20 protein-coding genes are annotated in these 14,472 nt (G+C 32.6%); 7 read left to right on the top strand and 13 right to left on the bottom strand.

Translation table 11 applies throughout. The features are described 5' to 3' along the window. The first annotated feature begins 55 nt into the window (after positions 1 to 55). Positions 56 to 1,402: a right-handed parallel beta-helix repeat-containing protein gene (locus CHB80_RS03290; RefSeq protein ID WP_089369996.1), complete on the top strand. Its 1,347-nt coding sequence runs from the start codon at positions 56 to 58 to the stop codon at positions 1,400 to 1,402. A 241-nt stretch (positions 1,403 to 1,643) separates the two neighbouring features. On the opposite strand, the gene CHB80_RS03285 is transcribed toward CHB80_RS03290, so the two are convergent. The 4 genes from CHB80_RS03285 to CHB80_RS03270 are packed head-to-tail and all read right to left on the bottom strand — an operon-like array spanning position 1,644 to position 4,398. Further along, positions 1,644 to 2,285 (bottom strand): response regulator transcription factor, encoded by a 642-nt coding sequence (locus CHB80_RS03285; RefSeq protein ID WP_089369995.1) that lies wholly within the window; start codon positions 2,283 to 2,285, stop codon positions 1,644 to 1,646. Continuing rightward, positions 2,285 to 3,064: a sensor histidine kinase gene (locus CHB80_RS03280; protein WP_089369994.1), complete on the bottom strand. Its 780-nt coding sequence runs from the start codon at positions 3,062 to 3,064 to the stop codon at positions 2,285 to 2,287. Before CHB80_RS03280 ends, CHB80_RS03285 begins: the two co-directional genes overlap by 1 nt. Beyond that, positions 3,043 to 3,690 carry a hypothetical protein gene (locus tag CHB80_RS03275; protein WP_089369993.1) on the bottom strand — a complete coding sequence of 216 codons (648 nt, stop codon included), beginning with the start codon at positions 3,688 to 3,690 and terminating at the stop codon, positions 3,043 to 3,045. The genes CHB80_RS03280 and CHB80_RS03275 overlap by 22 nt, the downstream gene beginning before the upstream one ends. Positions 3,691 to 3,699: 9 nt before the next feature. Then, the gene (locus tag CHB80_RS03270) at positions 3,700 to 4,398 is read right to left on the bottom strand and encodes a hypothetical protein (RefSeq protein WP_089369992.1); all 699 of its coding nucleotides are present in this window, start codon (positions 4,396 to 4,398) and stop codon (positions 3,700 to 3,702) included. Positions 4,399 to 4,648: 250 nt separating this feature from the next. Between CHB80_RS03270 and CHB80_RS03265 the strand changes: the two genes are divergently transcribed. Further along, on the top strand, positions 4,649 to 5,023 hold the full coding sequence (locus CHB80_RS03265; protein WP_143337036.1) for a hypothetical protein: 375 nt from the start codon (positions 4,649 to 4,651) through the stop codon (positions 5,021 to 5,023). 53 nt (positions 5,024 to 5,076) lie between these two features. Here the strand turns inward: CHB80_RS03265 and CHB80_RS03260 are convergent, their stop codons facing one another. The 7 genes from CHB80_RS03260 to CHB80_RS03230 all read right to left on the bottom strand — a co-directional run bounded on the left by CHB80_RS03260 (position 5,077) and on the right by CHB80_RS03230 (position 9,942). Then, positions 5,077 to 5,409, bottom strand: coding sequence for a single-stranded DNA-binding protein (locus tag CHB80_RS03260; RefSeq protein WP_089369990.1), 333 nt, complete (start codon positions 5,407 to 5,409; stop codon positions 5,077 to 5,079). 432 nt (positions 5,410 to 5,841) lie between these two features. Further along, complete coding sequence (locus CHB80_RS03255) at positions 5,842 to 6,255, bottom strand: JAB domain-containing protein (RefSeq protein WP_089369989.1); 414 nt, start codon at positions 6,253 to 6,255, stop codon at positions 5,842 to 5,844. A gap of 31 nt (positions 6,256 to 6,286) precedes the next feature. Next, on the bottom strand, positions 6,287 to 6,835 hold the full coding sequence (locus tag CHB80_RS03250; RefSeq protein ID WP_089369988.1) for a hypothetical protein: 549 nt from the start codon (positions 6,833 to 6,835) through the stop codon (positions 6,287 to 6,289). Between the two features lie 7 nt (positions 6,836 to 6,842). Continuing rightward, complete coding sequence (locus CHB80_RS03245; RefSeq protein WP_089369987.1) at positions 6,843 to 8,036, bottom strand: helix-turn-helix domain-containing protein; 1,194 nt, start codon at positions 8,034 to 8,036, stop codon at positions 6,843 to 6,845. 72 nt (positions 8,037 to 8,108) lie between these two features. Next, a complete protein-coding gene (locus CHB80_RS03240) occupies positions 8,109 to 9,011 on the bottom strand; it encodes an IS1595 family transposase (RefSeq protein ID WP_089369986.1) in 903 nt (300 codons plus the stop codon). 75 nt (positions 9,012 to 9,086) lie between these two features. Beyond that, positions 9,087 to 9,473: a hypothetical protein gene (locus CHB80_RS03235; protein WP_089369985.1), complete on the bottom strand. Its 387-nt coding sequence runs from the start codon at positions 9,471 to 9,473 to the stop codon at positions 9,087 to 9,089. Between the two features lie 7 nt (positions 9,474 to 9,480). Beyond that, positions 9,481 to 9,942: a Panacea domain-containing protein gene (locus tag CHB80_RS03230; RefSeq protein ID WP_089369984.1), complete on the bottom strand. Its 462-nt coding sequence runs from the start codon at positions 9,940 to 9,942 to the stop codon at positions 9,481 to 9,483. A 255-nt stretch (positions 9,943 to 10,197) separates the two neighbouring features. Between CHB80_RS03230 and CHB80_RS24505 the strand changes: the two genes are divergently transcribed. Next, positions 10,198 to 10,350, top strand: coding sequence for a hypothetical protein (locus CHB80_RS24505; protein WP_179218074.1), 153 nt, complete (start codon positions 10,198 to 10,200; stop codon positions 10,348 to 10,350). Here the strand turns inward: CHB80_RS24505 and CHB80_RS03225 are convergent. Then, complete coding sequence (locus CHB80_RS03225) at positions 10,328 to 10,813, bottom strand: hypothetical protein (protein ID WP_089369983.1); 486 nt, start codon at positions 10,811 to 10,813, stop codon at positions 10,328 to 10,330. The two genes, CHB80_RS24505 and CHB80_RS03225, sit on opposite strands and share 23 nt — an antisense overlap. Positions 10,814 to 10,965: 152 nt before the next feature. Here CHB80_RS03225 and CHB80_RS03220 point away from each other — a divergent pair, with 152 nt between their 5' ends. Further along, a complete protein-coding gene (locus CHB80_RS03220; RefSeq protein ID WP_179218073.1) occupies positions 10,966 to 12,492 on the top strand; it encodes a T9SS type A sorting domain-containing protein in 1,527 nt (508 codons plus the stop codon). 183 nt (positions 12,493 to 12,675) lie between these two features. Here the strand turns inward: CHB80_RS03220 and CHB80_RS24985 are convergent, their stop codons facing one another. Beyond that, a complete protein-coding gene (locus tag CHB80_RS24985) occupies positions 12,676 to 12,810 on the bottom strand; it encodes a hypothetical protein (RefSeq protein WP_262486166.1) in 135 nt (44 codons plus the stop codon). 157 nt (positions 12,811 to 12,967) lie between these two features. Here CHB80_RS24985 and CHB80_RS03215 point away from each other — a divergent pair, with 157 nt between their 5' ends. The 3 genes from CHB80_RS03215 to CHB80_RS03205 are packed head-to-tail and all read left to right on the top strand — an operon-like array spanning position 12,968 to position 14,454. Continuing rightward, positions 12,968 to 13,447, top strand: a complete 480-nt coding sequence (locus CHB80_RS03215; protein WP_089369981.1) for an RNA polymerase sigma factor — start codon at positions 12,968 to 12,970, stop codon at positions 13,445 to 13,447. After that, on the top strand, positions 13,444 to 13,770 hold the full coding sequence (locus CHB80_RS03210; protein ID WP_089369980.1) for a hypothetical protein: 327 nt from the start codon (positions 13,444 to 13,446) through the stop codon (positions 13,768 to 13,770). Before CHB80_RS03215 ends, CHB80_RS03210 begins: the two co-directional genes overlap by 4 nt. 12 nt (positions 13,771 to 13,782) lie before the next feature. After that, on the top strand, positions 13,783 to 14,454 hold the full coding sequence (locus CHB80_RS03205) for a Spy/CpxP family protein refolding chaperone (RefSeq protein WP_089369979.1): 672 nt from the start codon (positions 13,783 to 13,785) through the stop codon (positions 14,452 to 14,454). The last annotated feature ends 18 nt before the right edge of the window (positions 14,455 to 14,472 follow it).

Raw genomic sequence — 14,472 nt, 5'->3', positions numbered from 1 at the left:
TTTGAAGTTTTAAAAATAGCTTAGCGGTAAGCTAACCATACAAAACCATCAAGTTATGAAAGGAATAATGCAATCTCTCAGCATTTTACTAGTAATGATTTTCACCATTTCAACTATAAATGCACAAAACACATCTCGTAATTTCTCAAACCAAGGCAGAGACTGGTATGTAAGTAAAAATACAGGCTCTGGACAGTTAGGAACTAAAGAACGCCCAGCGAAGGATTTAGGAAATATCATTCATCATTTAAAACCAAATGACCGTATTCATATTGCCGAAGGCATCTATATGAGTAAAGGAAAAAGAGGCGCCGATGAGATTAATGTTCCCGTACAAATCTATGGAGGTTATGATACTACATTTTCTATACGAGACCCTTGGGATGCTCATAAAACAATTTTTACAGGTGTTAATGAATATATGAAATTAACAGACCCAAGAATTTATATCAGAACAGATCAACAACGAGAGAGTAACGGGCAAAAATCTACTGGATCAGTAATCGTGGTGGATGGCATTATTATAGATAACGGACCTCGTAATAGGTATCATAAAAATAAAAACTTAGCAATACGTAGAAAAGCAAGTCCAAAATCTCAACAAAATCCCTCTCCAGAATCTGGAGGTATTGTAATTGTGGGGAGTCATTATACAAATATTAATGTTCGTAATTGTGTGGTAATGAATACAGCACCTACCGAAGGCGCTATTTCAGTAAGAGTATTTGCTGGAGGAAAAGGCGTAATTGAAAATAATTTTACAATTAATAATACCGGATATGGGATTCATGCAAGAACGGGTTATGTAGGTTCTGACGAACGTAAAATCCCGCAATTTACCATTAGACGCAACACCTCACTATTTACTTGGAAACACGATGCAATTGCATCTTATGGAGGTGATGCGATGGCCTTTGATCAAAACTTATATGCTACTGTAGAGAATAATGTGTTTGGATACGGTCATATGGGTGGACTTTATAATAAAGGAGCAAAACTCACGATGATGAATAATTTATTTACAGGGAATAGTAAATATGATTATAGAGAAGTAAATGATAAAATGGCAGTCGCAGATATTGTAGATGAAGCGATGCATTTAGCGCCAGAAAGTGATGGCAATCAAGGATTACTTATTCAAATTGCAGTTGCAGAAAGATGGGCAGAAATATATGCAGGACGACAAGAAATAAGCAGAGCAGCAGTAGATGCCGCAGTCACAGTTCCAAACACAGGAGCAAATCAATTAAGAAGCATCTTTGGGCTTAATTTACAAGGCGGCGCCGTTGCGATGGATGCAGAAATCTTTTTACCCTTAATCACCGTAGAAGAAGCATTGCCAGCTGGTTTGTATCCATGGAATGGAATGGGATGCAATATTCCAAAACAAAAAACAGAATAAACCAATATAGGACACGCTTTTTGCTTCGGGCGTGTACTAATTATTAGAAGCAATTTATCTCACTAAAACAAATAGAGGTGCCAGCAATGGTGCCTCTTTTCGTATTGTATTATAAGAAAGCGATGTTATAGATAATATATTCATACACTTTTCTGTTTCTTTTCCGAATGCATACACTTTCGTGAAAACGTATAAAAGAAGCAAACCAATAGTAGAATGACAAAACGTGTACGAATACACGTTATTTTGCATAGCCATTTTTTAAAGCAAATACGGCAAGGCCAACTCTTGATTTGAGTTCTAATTTTTCAAATAAACTATCCCTATAATTTTCGATAGTTCTTGGGCTACAAAACATTTTTTCTGAAATTTCTTTATAGTTCATTTCGGTGACGGTATACGTAAGAAATTCGATTTCGCGATCAGATAGATTTAATTTTGAACGCGCATCAATAGTATCTTCTCGGATACTTGTAAATACTTTGCTTGCTGCCCATTCTGGAAAAAATTGCCCATTTTTTACAAGAGCGTTTAATGCATTTTCTAGCTCTAAAGGATGCGCATTTTTAAGCATGTATCCTTTTGAACCGTTCTTGATCATTTTAATTAAGCTTTGTTCATCATCCTGCATACTTAATGCCATAATCAAAACATTTGGATGTGTGGTAGATAGCCATTTTGCAGTTTCAAAACCATCCATTATAGGCATTGTTATATCTAATAAAACGACATCAGGTACAGGTTTTGATGTAAGTTTTTGTTGAAAATCTACACCATTTTCAGCAGTATACAGTACTTCAAATTGTGCAAAATTTGAAATAATACTACGCAATGCTTGTGCAATGAGTATGTGGTCGTCTATAATAGCTATAGTATGTTTCATTATACAGGAATTTGAATGATTACTGTTGTGCCTTGATGTGGTTGACTTTCTAGGATGAATTTTCCGCCTATTAATTCTGTTCTTTTTTGCATGTTTTTAAGCCCTACCCCATGGGCTTTTAATTGGGTAATATCAAAACCTTTCCCATCGTCTTTTAGAGTCAAGACTATCGTAGAGGTGTTCTTATGTAAGGATACTATGATGTTTTTACACTGTGCATGTTTGATACTGTTTTGAAGAAACTCCTGGGTGATTCTAAATAAGATGCTTTTGACTTGATAGGAAGATATATCAACGCGAATATTACTTGTATAGTTAACATTGCATTTTTGTAATTCAGCAATCGTATCACATTCGTTTTCAATTAATACCGAAATGGAAGTGTTTTCAATCGTGTTATCGATTAATGACTTAGATAGTTCTCGTAATTCAGTTAATGTCTGGTTGATGATATCACCGATGTGTTCTATTTTTTCATTAACCTGTGGGGCTTTATTTTCAAATGCTAGTTGTTGTGTATATAAACTAGCAAGGGTGAGTTTTTGGCCAATATTATCATGAATTTCCCGTCCAATATGCTTCATGGTTTGTGATTGAATTTCAATTTCAGTTTCTAATAACTCTCTCTTATGGACTTCATCAATATTTTGTATTTCGGCTAGATGTGCTCTCTTTTTTATTCGATATTGTTTAATAAAAGTGATGATCGCTCCTATAAAAACAATGAATACGATATTGAAAATAATCAAGGATATAATTATGATTGCTCTTTCCCCCATATAAATGATGCTGTAAATAATAAATACATGATACAATTTGAAATAAGAAAATAAACATAATAATACTCAACAAGCGTTGGGTACTCAGGATATAAGTATTTCTGGAAAACATGAAAAGGGAGTGAACCTACATAGAATAATATAACTCCTACGTTGATATAAAACATTTTATTTTCTTTAAACCTTAGAATATCATCATTTCTAATTTGTTTAAAATATTCAAAGACTATCAAAATGGTTAATAATAATGACCCTACATTTAATACTAAACTCGATGCATCTTTGAGGTTTTTTATAGAAAAAGTGATTAATGTCGTCACTACAATGAGTGCGCTGCATACTAGAAATAGTTTTTTGTTTTTTAAAGATTTTTGCCCGTAAAGCCAATAGAGGAATATAAACTCTAAAGGCAACCCAATGAATAGGTTGTATCTATAATTGACATCCATTGGAATGTCAGAGAAAAAAGTAAATACAATTTCCGAAATAAATAAGAGAACTAAATAGACTGTAAACCATTTCCAATAGCTGTTCTTAATTCTTTTAAAATAAAGACATCCTACGAGTGCTGCTATAAACTGTGTTACTAACAGACTAGTATTTAATACATCCCAAAAATTCTCCATGCGTATCGTTTAAAAGGCGTTACCAGTATCACCTAATGGCGGATATAATTTACCATGGTTTTGAGCCCCAGTCGAACCAGAACTAGGCGTACCTGTTAAGGCTAGAAATGCACTTGATGATACAAGTGAATATATACCAGTCAGATCCATTCCATCATAGTAGGTGTTATAATCTAGTGGGTTAAAATCAAACTCAATACCATCTCTTCTTATGGTGGGTACCATTATGAGTGTATGGCGTTCACTATAATCGTTTGTTAATTGATGATTTCCAGTACCAGGTAGGTTTGTATAATTTCCCCAATGAGTAGAATCAGGATAACTCGCATAATAAATACGTATCCCTAAGTCTTTACTTTGAGCAGGTTTTTGTGGATGCTTTTTTGCTTCGTTTTCAATATGATAAATGAATGCTTTTAGGGTTTCTAAATCAAACCATATTGCTTCTGAATCTCCTTTTTCTGGTTGTTGTGCAGTGGGTTGCGTAAATCTTGTTCGTGTGCCTGTATTTATAGCGTCTAGTTGTTTATCACTATATTTTTGAGTCATTGCATGAATCAATTTTACTTCTAAGGTATTTACATCTGTATAATTGGAACAAATAGTGTCTTTATGAATTGATATAGTCCCTTGAGTAAGACTACAACTGTAAATTATAAAAGAAGTAATTCCTCCTAATATGACAAGCATTAAAAATCTAATTTTCATAATATTTAGTTTTAGTGAATCAAAGTTGTTTTTGTCAGGAACAAATTAACAATCAATCACCTCTATTCTTCCAAGTTACAAAACCTAAAGTTGTAGGGGTAAATCACCTTATTAAATTCCGTTACTCATGCCTTCGTATTTACGCTAACCACTCATCAATTGATTATGAGTTTGTTGCAAGATTTGTAGTGTAAAAACAGGGAAGTCGAAAACTGTAATGAAGAGTAGACAACATTTAAAATATGATAGTATGATACTTATCGAATGGGAAAACAAAAAAGGCAAATTAAGAAGAATTTGCATAGGAAAAGGATGTGATTCATTACCTCCTTTAGGCCAATCTAGCGGAGGAACAGACACTACTACAATTTCTATTGGAGGAGAGCATTTTTCAAATGATATTGCTGTTTTAGTAGATAAAAACTTTAAGTATGGTTTAATTAGTAAACAACCATCAGAATTGGCTTTTAAAAACGTAAAAATCAAGAAAAACCTTATTGAACTAAGCGAAATTGTTATAGAGTTTAAAGAGACAAAAGAAAGATTATCGGTTTTATCTTTAATTTCTATTATTGAAAGCAATCAGGAAGAGAAAAATGAAGAGACTTGTGATTGTATTCATTGATTTTAATTTAAACTAAAAGAGACGTCTTGCTAGACGTCTCTTTTTTATAAAATTTATTTACTCCCCAATAGCAACAATTCATTACAAACCACCTCAGTTACATATCGTTTGATACCTTCTGTATCTTCATAACTACGCGAGGTTAATTTTCCTTCAATAGCAATTTCTTTCCCTTTGGTGACATACTGCTCAATGATATCGGCTGTTTTGTTCCAAGCGACTACATTGTGCCATTGCGTATCCGTCACTTTTTCGCCTTGAGCATTTTTATAAGTTTCATTTGTGGCAATAGAGAATTTAGCAAGTTTTTTGCCAGAATCTAATGTGATAATTTCTGGGTCATTTCCTAAGTTTCCAATTAACTGTACTTTGTTTCTTAAGTTCATAATGTGTGTGTTTTCTTCTTGAGATATGCTCAAGAAATTAGTTATATATCTACATCTTCAGACGTATTCTGAAGAGCTCATTGTTCTAATCAAATGTGTTATTGATATCGAACAGTGCAAACATATAACAGGAAGTCAATACGATTCGGTTACTAAATAGTTACTTTCGTTTACAAATGTTTGTAGTCGTTTGTAATTGAATAAAAGACATTATATCAGGGAACTATATATAACTTTACACCAGAAAGTAAAGTTTTATTTCGCCGTGAAGAAATCGGCTTTTTTTCTGGAAGGACATATTTCACACCTCTAAATGGTATGCGCTCTTGCGGACGGTAGCCGTCAAAATACAATCTTCAATGTTTATGAACTTAGCGCATTTGTTAATGTTATCTCTTGGAGCTTAACCCTAACGTACGGTCAAAACCGATGCTATTTATTTTTTATGCTTGTGTACTCTTTATCTTCACAAATAATAATCGAATCTAGTAACTGAATGCCCAATACAGTCGCACCCGCTGTTAATAATTGTGTCATTGCTATATCATCCTTACTAGGCTCTATATTTCCCGATGGGTGGTTATGGCACACAATAATCTTTTCGCACTTCTTAGCTACTGCAAAATTAAAAACGTCAATAGGTTTAACGCTATTCTTATTGAGCGTACCTATCGTTAAAAGTTCGATGTACTCGATGTTATTTGAAGTGCTTAAACCAATAGCCCATAAGTACTCCTTTTTACGATGTAGCCTATTTTGCCTTAAAAGAATTTTACGCATGATACGCGCTATATCTTTTGTATTAGCAATGTGTATATCTTCGTCTTTTGGTAGGCGTACGTTCATTTTAAGAGTGTTATATAAACAAATATAGGGTTTATCCGTTTCCTGCTTGACCACTATTTTTTTTATGATCTTTAGGATTCCAATTAAGTCCTTTTTTTAATTTTTGGTTGTAGTCAGATAATTCCTCCTCTTTAAAGTAACCCCTTTCAATATTTAATGCTCTAAATTTCATGAATAGATCAAAGCTATTACCTCCTTCGCTTACCCATTCAAAAAGAGTGTTTAAAGCAACTTTTAGGTGGGAAGAAATATAAGCCTGTCTGCTATCTGCATTTCGTCTTCCTGTAATGTCTTTTTTCTTTCCTGTTAAAAATATTGTCTTTTCTTCCCTAACAACAGTCCTTAACTCCTCGTACGCGTCACCTTTAGGGAGGTGGTTTCTTAAGATCCCCTCGATCGCATAAAATAGCCTATGAGACTCTTCTGGGTTTTGTTGATCGTCAGTGAAATCAATATCGTAATTGTTTTCAACAAGATCCTCCTCAAAACCTAAGTCAAACCCTTTATTATTGTCAGCTTCCTTTGCGAGTCTTCTTATTTCGTCAAAATTAATTTCTGATTTCTTGTTTTTATCTTTCATCTTTATTTTAATTCGATATTGTTTCTAATACTTTTTTTATTTCTTCTAGTGGATCTCCAGAAGTCCAAGTGTTTAATTTTATGGATTTGTATGCAACTTCTGAAGAAATTAGATGCCTACTAAATAAAGGATAATGCGACTTTCTTTTAGAAGGATTGTCACGTAGGTAAAACCCATAAATTATTGAAGGGTGTACACTATTATCCTCAGCATACTTTGACACTATGAAATGAGTCTTAATGTTGGGGTGTATAAATTTCATTTTTTCATCAGAAAATAACATTGTTCTAGCAAAGTGATTCGCCCTATCCTCATTTAATAATAATAAATCAGGATGACCTGTTAGATGATATTTGTTTGCTCTTAAATCTTCCAAATCATACATTATATGGCATAACTCATGAAATAATGTGAACCATAGCATATCGTATCTATTGTAATAATCGGTTAACACAATGCAAGGCTTGTTGTTTACAACAAAAGTTGCCCCTTTTACAGATGTTTTGGTAACATGTTTTTGCACAATTACAGTAACCCCAACGATATATAATGCGCGAATTACTGTTAGTAATCCATTTTTTTCTAATCGAGTATAAGGTCTGATTTTAGGAATTAATTTTTTAAAGTCGTCAAAATCGAAATCATTTGGGTTATTGATTGCTTCTAAATTATTATAAGCTGATTTAACCCAAAAGTCATTCATTAAATCGCTTCCTGACCTTTTGCCTTTACTAAATAAAGGTTGTGCAACATAGGTTGTGTAATCGAAAATAGAAGGTATCTTAAAGTAAGATAATATTCGTTTTTCTATAGCTTTAAAATCTGTTTTGGATTTAATAAATCCCATCTTTCTCAACCCTTCTAAGTCAAAATTTCTAACTATATAATTCGCTTTTCTGTTATCTTCTATCTCAGAAATATATTCAGGTTGTAAAGATGAAACATACACCTTCACGGTGTCTTCTATTTTAAGATCTAGGAAATTACTGATTTTAATTATCGATATTAAGTCAACTTTTTTACTGTCCCCATTTATAATTCTTGACAAGGTGTCTTTATTAATACCAACTAGAGAAGATAGTTGCCTGTCTGACGATATATTTAGAGTTTGCTTTTTTTCGTCAATCAAATTTTTAAGTGTCTTTTGATCGCTAATCCCTAAAAGATCGTAAATTGCTGAAATATCTGGGTCTTTATGCATAATGTCTCAAAATTGAGACACAAAAATACCTTATAATTATCGATATTCCTACATTTTGTATCAAAAATGAGATTATTTTATCAACTCCTTGTAAGTAATTCGATTCTCAATATTACTCAAAAGTAAATTAAATCTTTCGTTTTCAGTTCCTTTGCGTGTATTGTATCTGAATACAAACTCGTCAACATACATTTGAAGGTGTTTTTTAGATGTAAAATGATAGATGCCAAAGATACCTCTTTTTAAAAGTGACCAAAAGCCCTCTATTGTGTTTGTATGGATTCTACCGTTTACATATTGCTTACTGCTGTGCTTAACGAATTGGTGGTCGTATATGCGCTTTAAAGCCTTGTATGATGAATATTCATCAGTATAAAGTGTCGCTCCTTCTTTTACTGCATTTATGATTTCAGTTGAGAGCGTTTCCGTTGTGGTGTTAGGAACTTTCACGGCTTTTAGTTTACCGTCTCTTTGCACCATTCCCAAAACAGGGGCTTTATCGTCTCTATTTCCTTTTACTTTCTTATTTGCGTGACGGTTTTTGTCTTTACCGCCCACGTACGTTTCGTCCGCTTCAATTTCGCCGTCCATTTGATCGTCATTATTAAGACCAAAACAGTTTCTAATACGCTGTAACATAAACCAAGCAGATTTCTGTGTAATATCAAGGTCACGCCCTAACTGTAATGATGAAATACCCTTCTTATGAGAAGTAACCAACCAAATAGCAAGAAACCATTTTTGTAATGGCATTTTAGTATTATCAAAAATAGTATTCGTTTTTACGTTAAAATACTTTCCTGTTTCTTTACATTTATATCTGTTACCTTTACAGTTATAAACTTTAGAAGTTGAATCAAAAGGACTTACAACGTTACCGTTCCATCTTAATTTCTCTAAATGATCGATACAAGATTGTTCATCAGGAAAGGCTTGTATTAATTGTAGTATTGATTTTACTTCTTCGTTAAACATAGTGACGTATTTATTACATCACTAATATAGCACTTAATTACACTAATAACTAAAATTAGTGTAATTAAATTCTAGCTATTTAATGTTTTCTTCAGACTTTCCGCCAAACAAATCTCTCATTGCAATTAATACAATCGCGATTACCTCAATGGTTGTAGTAGTTAGAAGTGTTATTAAGACATTATCAGATAAGTGGTAATATTCATTATTATTAACTAATATCTCTCCTACTTTCCACATCCAAGTGCTTACTAATAGAATAGACCAAAAAGCTAATACAATTCTTAAAGCTGTATTAAATCTATAACGACGAGCTTTTGCATTTTGAAGGATTTTTAAATGAATTTCGTTCTCATCTTTTTCAGCCTCTTTAAAATCTTCGACATTAACAATGTCTTCTGGCTCATCGGGAAGGCGATTTAAAAGGTTGCTTATTATTTCATCTTCGTAGGCACTACTCATCTATGTATTAATCTATATTTTTTAATTTAGATTGATAGTGTTCTAAGATGTCTTCATCTTTAATAATGGTATTTCTTCCTTTTTTATAAGCTCTATCCCAAGGGGAGTCAGTTGTATGTGTAATTGCGCTAAGATATATACCGCCAAACTCTCCGTACATAGACCACATTCTATCTAAAAAAATTGAATCATCTTGTGAAATTGCAACGGTTTTTTTTAACAAAGGCTTAATTGGTCTTGTAATCCCTATTTTTCCGTAATGCCTTAGCTCACTATACAAAGAAGGAAACACTGGCCCGTATTCCCATGCTTGTGGTTTTTCAGCTAATAAAAACTTTTTACCTTTAAATAAGGTCATATACCAAGCATAAGAAATATATGTCAATTTTATGAGCTTCATAGGGGTAAGCGCTCCAATCGAAGAATATTTTTTTATGAAGTAGTTTGATATGTCTATTGGCTTATACATGTTGCTGGGATAGGTTGTAAAAGTACAATGTTTTTTTTAAACGTTGATTTTACTATAAGATACGAAATTTTATTGACATTATAAACGCTATAAATATTAATATATTGTTAGTTATTCCAAATTTAAGGAAATATTCCAAAAATGTAAATTTTATACATTTACATATCTGTAGTTTCAGTGTCTTTTTTGTAGTGTTAATAAATTCTAATTTATTAAATCAAAAATCTATATATTTGATAAATAGATATTTACAATATGGCTAAGAAAATAATAATACCAACAGTAGATCCAAAAAAAAGAGACGGAGATAGTAGTCCTAATCGTATACCAGACTCAGATAGACCAAAAATTAATCCAAATAAAGGTGGTGGTACAGACGTTAGACCTAAGATAAAAGATGATAATTAAAATATGTAATAAGTATTAATCCTATAAACATTAATACAATAGCAGATATATTTAAAATTCTTGTTGCTTTATTATAAGAACTCGCTAAGCAATCTACATTGTTTTTTTCTTCTTCATTTATTTTTTTTCCTTCTAATTCCTTCAGTACCATACTAGAATATTTCACTTCATTCTTATTGGACTCCTTTCCTGTTAGCTGAGAAATAAAATTTATAGAAATTGCCAACAAAAATATAATACCGCTTAATTTAATAGCCCAAAGATTGTCGGGGTTTAATTCAGTAGTGTTTATCTCTTTAAATGTTTGAAATATTAAATATATACCCGCACCACAAATAGATATAATCAATAAGTCCATTCTCTTAACAGCATAAAAAGCGTTGTCTTTTGATCTGCTAACGTGGGATTCCCACTTTCTATATTCTAACTCTTTACCTTTTTTCACTTCTTGTAATATATTCATTTTCAGTGTATTTTAAAAATTTATTTCATCTTGTGTAATCAGGTATATAATTGCCTTATATCAGATAATTGTGGTTTTAAAAAAATATTTTAAAAATGTTAGTTTTTAATAGGTCAACCGTCAATAGGGTATTGATATTTAAAAAAACTACTATGAAAACAAAACTATTTTTAGCAATAAGCTTATTGATGACGTATGTAACTTCTGCTCAATGGACAGAAGTAGGAGATATTATTTCAGGAGAATCCCCTTTAGCCTTTTTTGGAGAATCAGTTACTATTAGTGGGGATGGAAATTATATGGCAGCTGGACAATTTTCGAGAGGAAGCTCAGCAAATGCAAACCTTCCTGCTCCAGTTATCATTTACGAACGTAATGGTGTAGATTGGGTAGAGATTGATCGTGTAGATTCCCCAGTAGTTCCTGAGGGAGATCTTGAACAAAGATTTGGAGAAGAAATAGAACTCAGTTATGATGGAAGCCGACTCGTTATTGGAAACCCAAAACTTGCTTTTGATGTAGTTCAAAATAGAGGTATCGTATCAGTGTATGAGAGACAAGATGATAATTCATATACGCAACTAGGAGAGGATATCATAAATCCTGGCGAGGGATCTTATTTTGGAGGAGGTGTAAGTATTAGTCCAGATGGAACAACTATAGCCGTTGGAAGACCATTTTTAGTTCCTAATGGCGCTGATGAAGGCTTAGTCTATACGTTTAGATATGACGGAAGTGCTTGGGTGCAATTTGGTCAGGTACTAGGAGGGAATACTACAAATGATTTACGTTTTGGAGAATCAGTTAGTTTAGATGAAGATGGTTCTATATTAGTGGTAGGAATTCAAAGAGGCACTGATAATGCTGTTCAAGGAGCTATGGATATTTATGAGTATGATGATACAACAGCGGCATGGATACAATTAGGGAATAGAGTTATAGGTGATCAAGCAGTATTTTTAGGAAGTGATCTAGAAATCACTCCAGATGGAAATACACTTATTGTTGGAGCGAGTGCAAATTTAGACATTGGAGAACCTTCATACGTTGAAGTATATCAAAGAGAAGGTGATGTCTTTGTTTTAAAAGGCAGTAGGATAGAATCAGAACTAGGATTTCAAGGCTACGGAGAGTCTGTTGGTATTACAGATGATGGAAATACCATTGTTTTTGGAGCGCCCATTATAGATCCAGTTGTAGAAAATGAAGGCGTTTTTAAAATATATACATTCCAAAATGGGGATTGGGTATTTAACGATGAGTTTTCTGGAGAAATTATTTTTGAAGCTTTAGGAACGGATATAGCAATAAGTGGAGATGGAGCTTTAATTGTTTCTGGAGGGCCCTTTTATGATCCAAATGATAATAATGATGCTGTAGGAGGAGTTCGTACCTACATCAATACAGATATTTTAAGTGTAGAAGACAATACATTTACCGCTGAGATTACTGCTTTTCCAAATCCAGTACAAGATATTCTTACTGTCAATTTAGGAGAAAATAAAGCAGAAGTTACAATGACGATATATGATCTTTTAGGGCGCGCAGTAATGACTAAGTCTATAGAAAACCAAGATACATTTACAGTAAACATGAACACGCTACCTAGAGGGGTCTATATAGGGCAAATAGCTAGTGAAATAGGGAATACAGCTACTATGCGATTGGTAAAACAATAAATGATGTTTCATGTTTTATAAGAGAGCTTATAATAATGTAGGTTCTTTTTTGAATGCAACTTTTATTTTAAATAATTAGTTGAATTCAAATTTCTTTATAACCACCCTACTAATAACCCCGCTTTTTTAGCGGGGTTATTTAATTTTATACAGTACGTTTTACATCGTAAAACGAGCTGAAGTTTAACAACAGTTTCCAGTGGGTGTGTATGGAGGTGGACCTTGACAATCAGGAGGACAAAGACTTCCTACGATTGCTTTTTGTTGTTCCTCATCCAATGGAGTTACCCCTTCTAAGTTTAAAAATTTGTCTAACATAATCATGTGTTTTAAAATTAAAGCTACATTAAATTAGGTATAATAAACTTAAAAACAGCAACTTATGTGTTAAATTAAATCAATTTGTAATAAGTTCTATAAAAAAAGTACTTTTCATGTCATATATGAAGTCTATCTAATAGACTAATAGATAACAATGAATAAAAACGAGTTGGCTACGTTGTTAAAAAAACACCATAAAGATGCTTTTTTATGGGCAAGTCACTGTTGTTATTACAATCAAGAAGAAGGTAAAGAAGTATTACAACGCACCTATTTAAAAATAGTAGACAAGAAAGCTATTTTTAAAGAGAAATCAACATTCAAAACATGGTTGTTTTCTGTGATTCGATTTACGGCAATAGATTATTTAAAAAAGAAAAAAACCTATGAGTCTTTAGAAAATGTAAAAATAGGAATAGAAGATACTCCCTATGAGATTCATACCATTGATTATAAAAAACTTTTAAAACAATTACCCGAAAGACAACATCAAGTATTGTTACTGGCATTTTATCATGATATGACCTTAACAGAAATAGCAACCATCACTCAATTACATATAGGCACCGTCAGAACTCATTATGAAAGAGGTAAAGAAACTATGAGAACTTTAGTATTAAAAGAGAACGTATGAATACAGAAAACCAAGATATCAAATCCTTTTTTGAGGATATGCGCAAAGAAGATTCAAAACATACAATTCCTGAATTTGAAGAGGTATTTCCAGAAAAGAAAACTTCAAAGTTAAGATACTTACTGCCTATTGGTATTGCAGCTTCTCTTCTCTTAGGGTTTGGAGTATGGACTAAAAACCCTAAAACGACAGAACAAGAAGAAGCACTAGTAATTACTATAGAAAATCAAGAATCAACTACAGAAACATTGCTTCTTGAAGACCCTTCTGTATTCTCTTGGGAATCATCTACAGCATCATTAATAAACGACTTTAACGATTAAATTATATATACAATGAAACAATTATTTATACTATTACTATGCATCATAGCATGTGGAACCATGTCAGCACAAGATGCGTTTCAAAGCGAGTTATTTTCTGCAGAAACCGTATTAAAATACAGATCTGAATTAGAGCTTTCAGATGCTCAGGTAAGTACTATTAAAAAGATTTATAATGACAATATCTCACTATTTAACTCTACTAAATGGGATTTAGACGCGATGCAAGTAGATCTTAATAAATTAATTTCCGAAAGTAAAGTAGACGAAAAAACAGCACTTGCTGCAATGGATAAGATTTCAGCAATGGAACAAAAACTAAAAAATCAGCGCCTTAAAATGCTCATCAAAATCAAAAACGAACTCACAGCAAGTCAACAATCAAAACTCAAAGAGTTAAGAAAAGATGGAGATATTTCTGTCTTTAAATTAACCACACCTATTAGTGAAAATCCAAGAATCGTATTACGAGGTAGCGCTTCAAAAGATGGGAAAAGCCCTATGTATGTAATTATTGATAAAAATGGAGAGAAAAAATTTGTGAATGGAGAAGCTAAGGAAGGACTATTAGGCATTTCTCCAGACAATATAGAGAGTGTTAACGTCATTAAAGGCAAAGCAGCAACTACAGCCTATGGCAAAGATGGTAAAAACGGAGTTGTCGTTATCAAACTTAAGCAGTAAGTTGTAACTTAGATAGTT

The organism is Dokdonia pacifica, from assembly GCF_900188275.1.
Lineage (GTDB): Bacteria > Bacteroidota > Bacteroidia > Flavobacteriales > Flavobacteriaceae > Dokdonia > Dokdonia pacifica.
The sequence above is the reverse complement of the archived record's forward strand: the minus strand, read 5'-3'. Positions and strand labels throughout refer to the sequence as shown.

Excerpts from the sequence above, each read along its gene's own strand:
- CHB80_RS03235 (WP_089369985.1), bottom strand. The coding sequence starts at position 9,473 with ATGAGTAGTGCCTACGAAGATGAAATAATAAGCAACCTTTTAAATCGC.
- CHB80_RS03260 (WP_089369990.1), bottom strand. The coding sequence starts at position 5,409 with ATGAACTTAAGAAACAAAGTACAGTTAATTGGAAACTTAGGAAATGAC.
- CHB80_RS24985 (WP_262486166.1), bottom strand. The coding sequence starts at position 12,810 with ATGTTAGACAAATTTTTAAACTTAGAAGGGGTAACTCCATTGGATGAG.
- CHB80_RS03205 (WP_089369979.1), top strand. The coding sequence starts at position 13,783 with ATGAAACAATTATTTATACTATTACTATGCATCATAGCATGTGGAACC.
- CHB80_RS03285 (WP_089369995.1), bottom strand. The coding sequence starts at position 2,285 with ATGAAACATACTATAGCTATTATAGACGACCACATACTCATTGCACAA.
- CHB80_RS03270 (WP_089369992.1), bottom strand. The coding sequence starts at position 4,398 with ATGAAAATTAGATTTTTAATGCTTGTCATATTAGGAGGAATTACTTCT.
- CHB80_RS03290 (WP_089369996.1), top strand. The coding sequence starts at position 56 with ATGAAAGGAATAATGCAATCTCTCAGCATTTTACTAGTAATGATTTTC.
- CHB80_RS03225 (WP_089369983.1), bottom strand. The coding sequence starts at position 10,813 with ATGAATATATTACAAGAAGTGAAAAAAGGTAAAGAGTTAGAATATAGA.
- CHB80_RS03210 (WP_089369980.1), top strand. The coding sequence starts at position 13,444 with ATGAATACAGAAAACCAAGATATCAAATCCTTTTTTGAGGATATGCGC.
- CHB80_RS03275 (WP_089369993.1), bottom strand. The coding sequence starts at position 3,690 with ATGGAGAATTTTTGGGATGTATTAAATACTAGTCTGTTAGTAACACAG.
- CHB80_RS03280 (WP_089369994.1), bottom strand. The coding sequence starts at position 3,064 with ATGGGGGAAAGAGCAATCATAATTATATCCTTGATTATTTTCAATATC.
- CHB80_RS03215 (WP_089369981.1), top strand. The coding sequence starts at position 12,968 with ATGAATAAAAACGAGTTGGCTACGTTGTTAAAAAAACACCATAAAGAT.
- CHB80_RS03255 (WP_089369989.1), bottom strand. The coding sequence starts at position 6,255 with ATGAACGTACGCCTACCAAAAGACGAAGATATACACATTGCTAATACA.
- CHB80_RS03230 (WP_089369984.1), bottom strand. The coding sequence starts at position 9,942 with ATGTATAAGCCAATAGACATATCAAACTACTTCATAAAAAAATATTCT.
- CHB80_RS24505 (WP_179218074.1), top strand. The coding sequence starts at position 10,198 with ATGGCTAAGAAAATAATAATACCAACAGTAGATCCAAAAAAAAGAGAC.
- CHB80_RS03240 (WP_089369986.1), bottom strand. The coding sequence starts at position 9,011 with ATGTTTAACGAAGAAGTAAAATCAATACTACAATTAATACAAGCCTTT.
- CHB80_RS03265 (WP_143337036.1), top strand. The coding sequence starts at position 4,649 with ATGATACTTATCGAATGGGAAAACAAAAAAGGCAAATTAAGAAGAATT.
- CHB80_RS03250 (WP_089369988.1), bottom strand. The coding sequence starts at position 6,835 with ATGAAAGATAAAAACAAGAAATCAGAAATTAATTTTGACGAAATAAGA.
- CHB80_RS03220 (WP_179218073.1), top strand. The coding sequence starts at position 10,966 with ATGAAAACAAAACTATTTTTAGCAATAAGCTTATTGATGACGTATGTA.
- CHB80_RS03245 (WP_089369987.1), bottom strand. The coding sequence starts at position 8,036 with ATGCATAAAGACCCAGATATTTCAGCAATTTACGATCTTTTAGGGATT.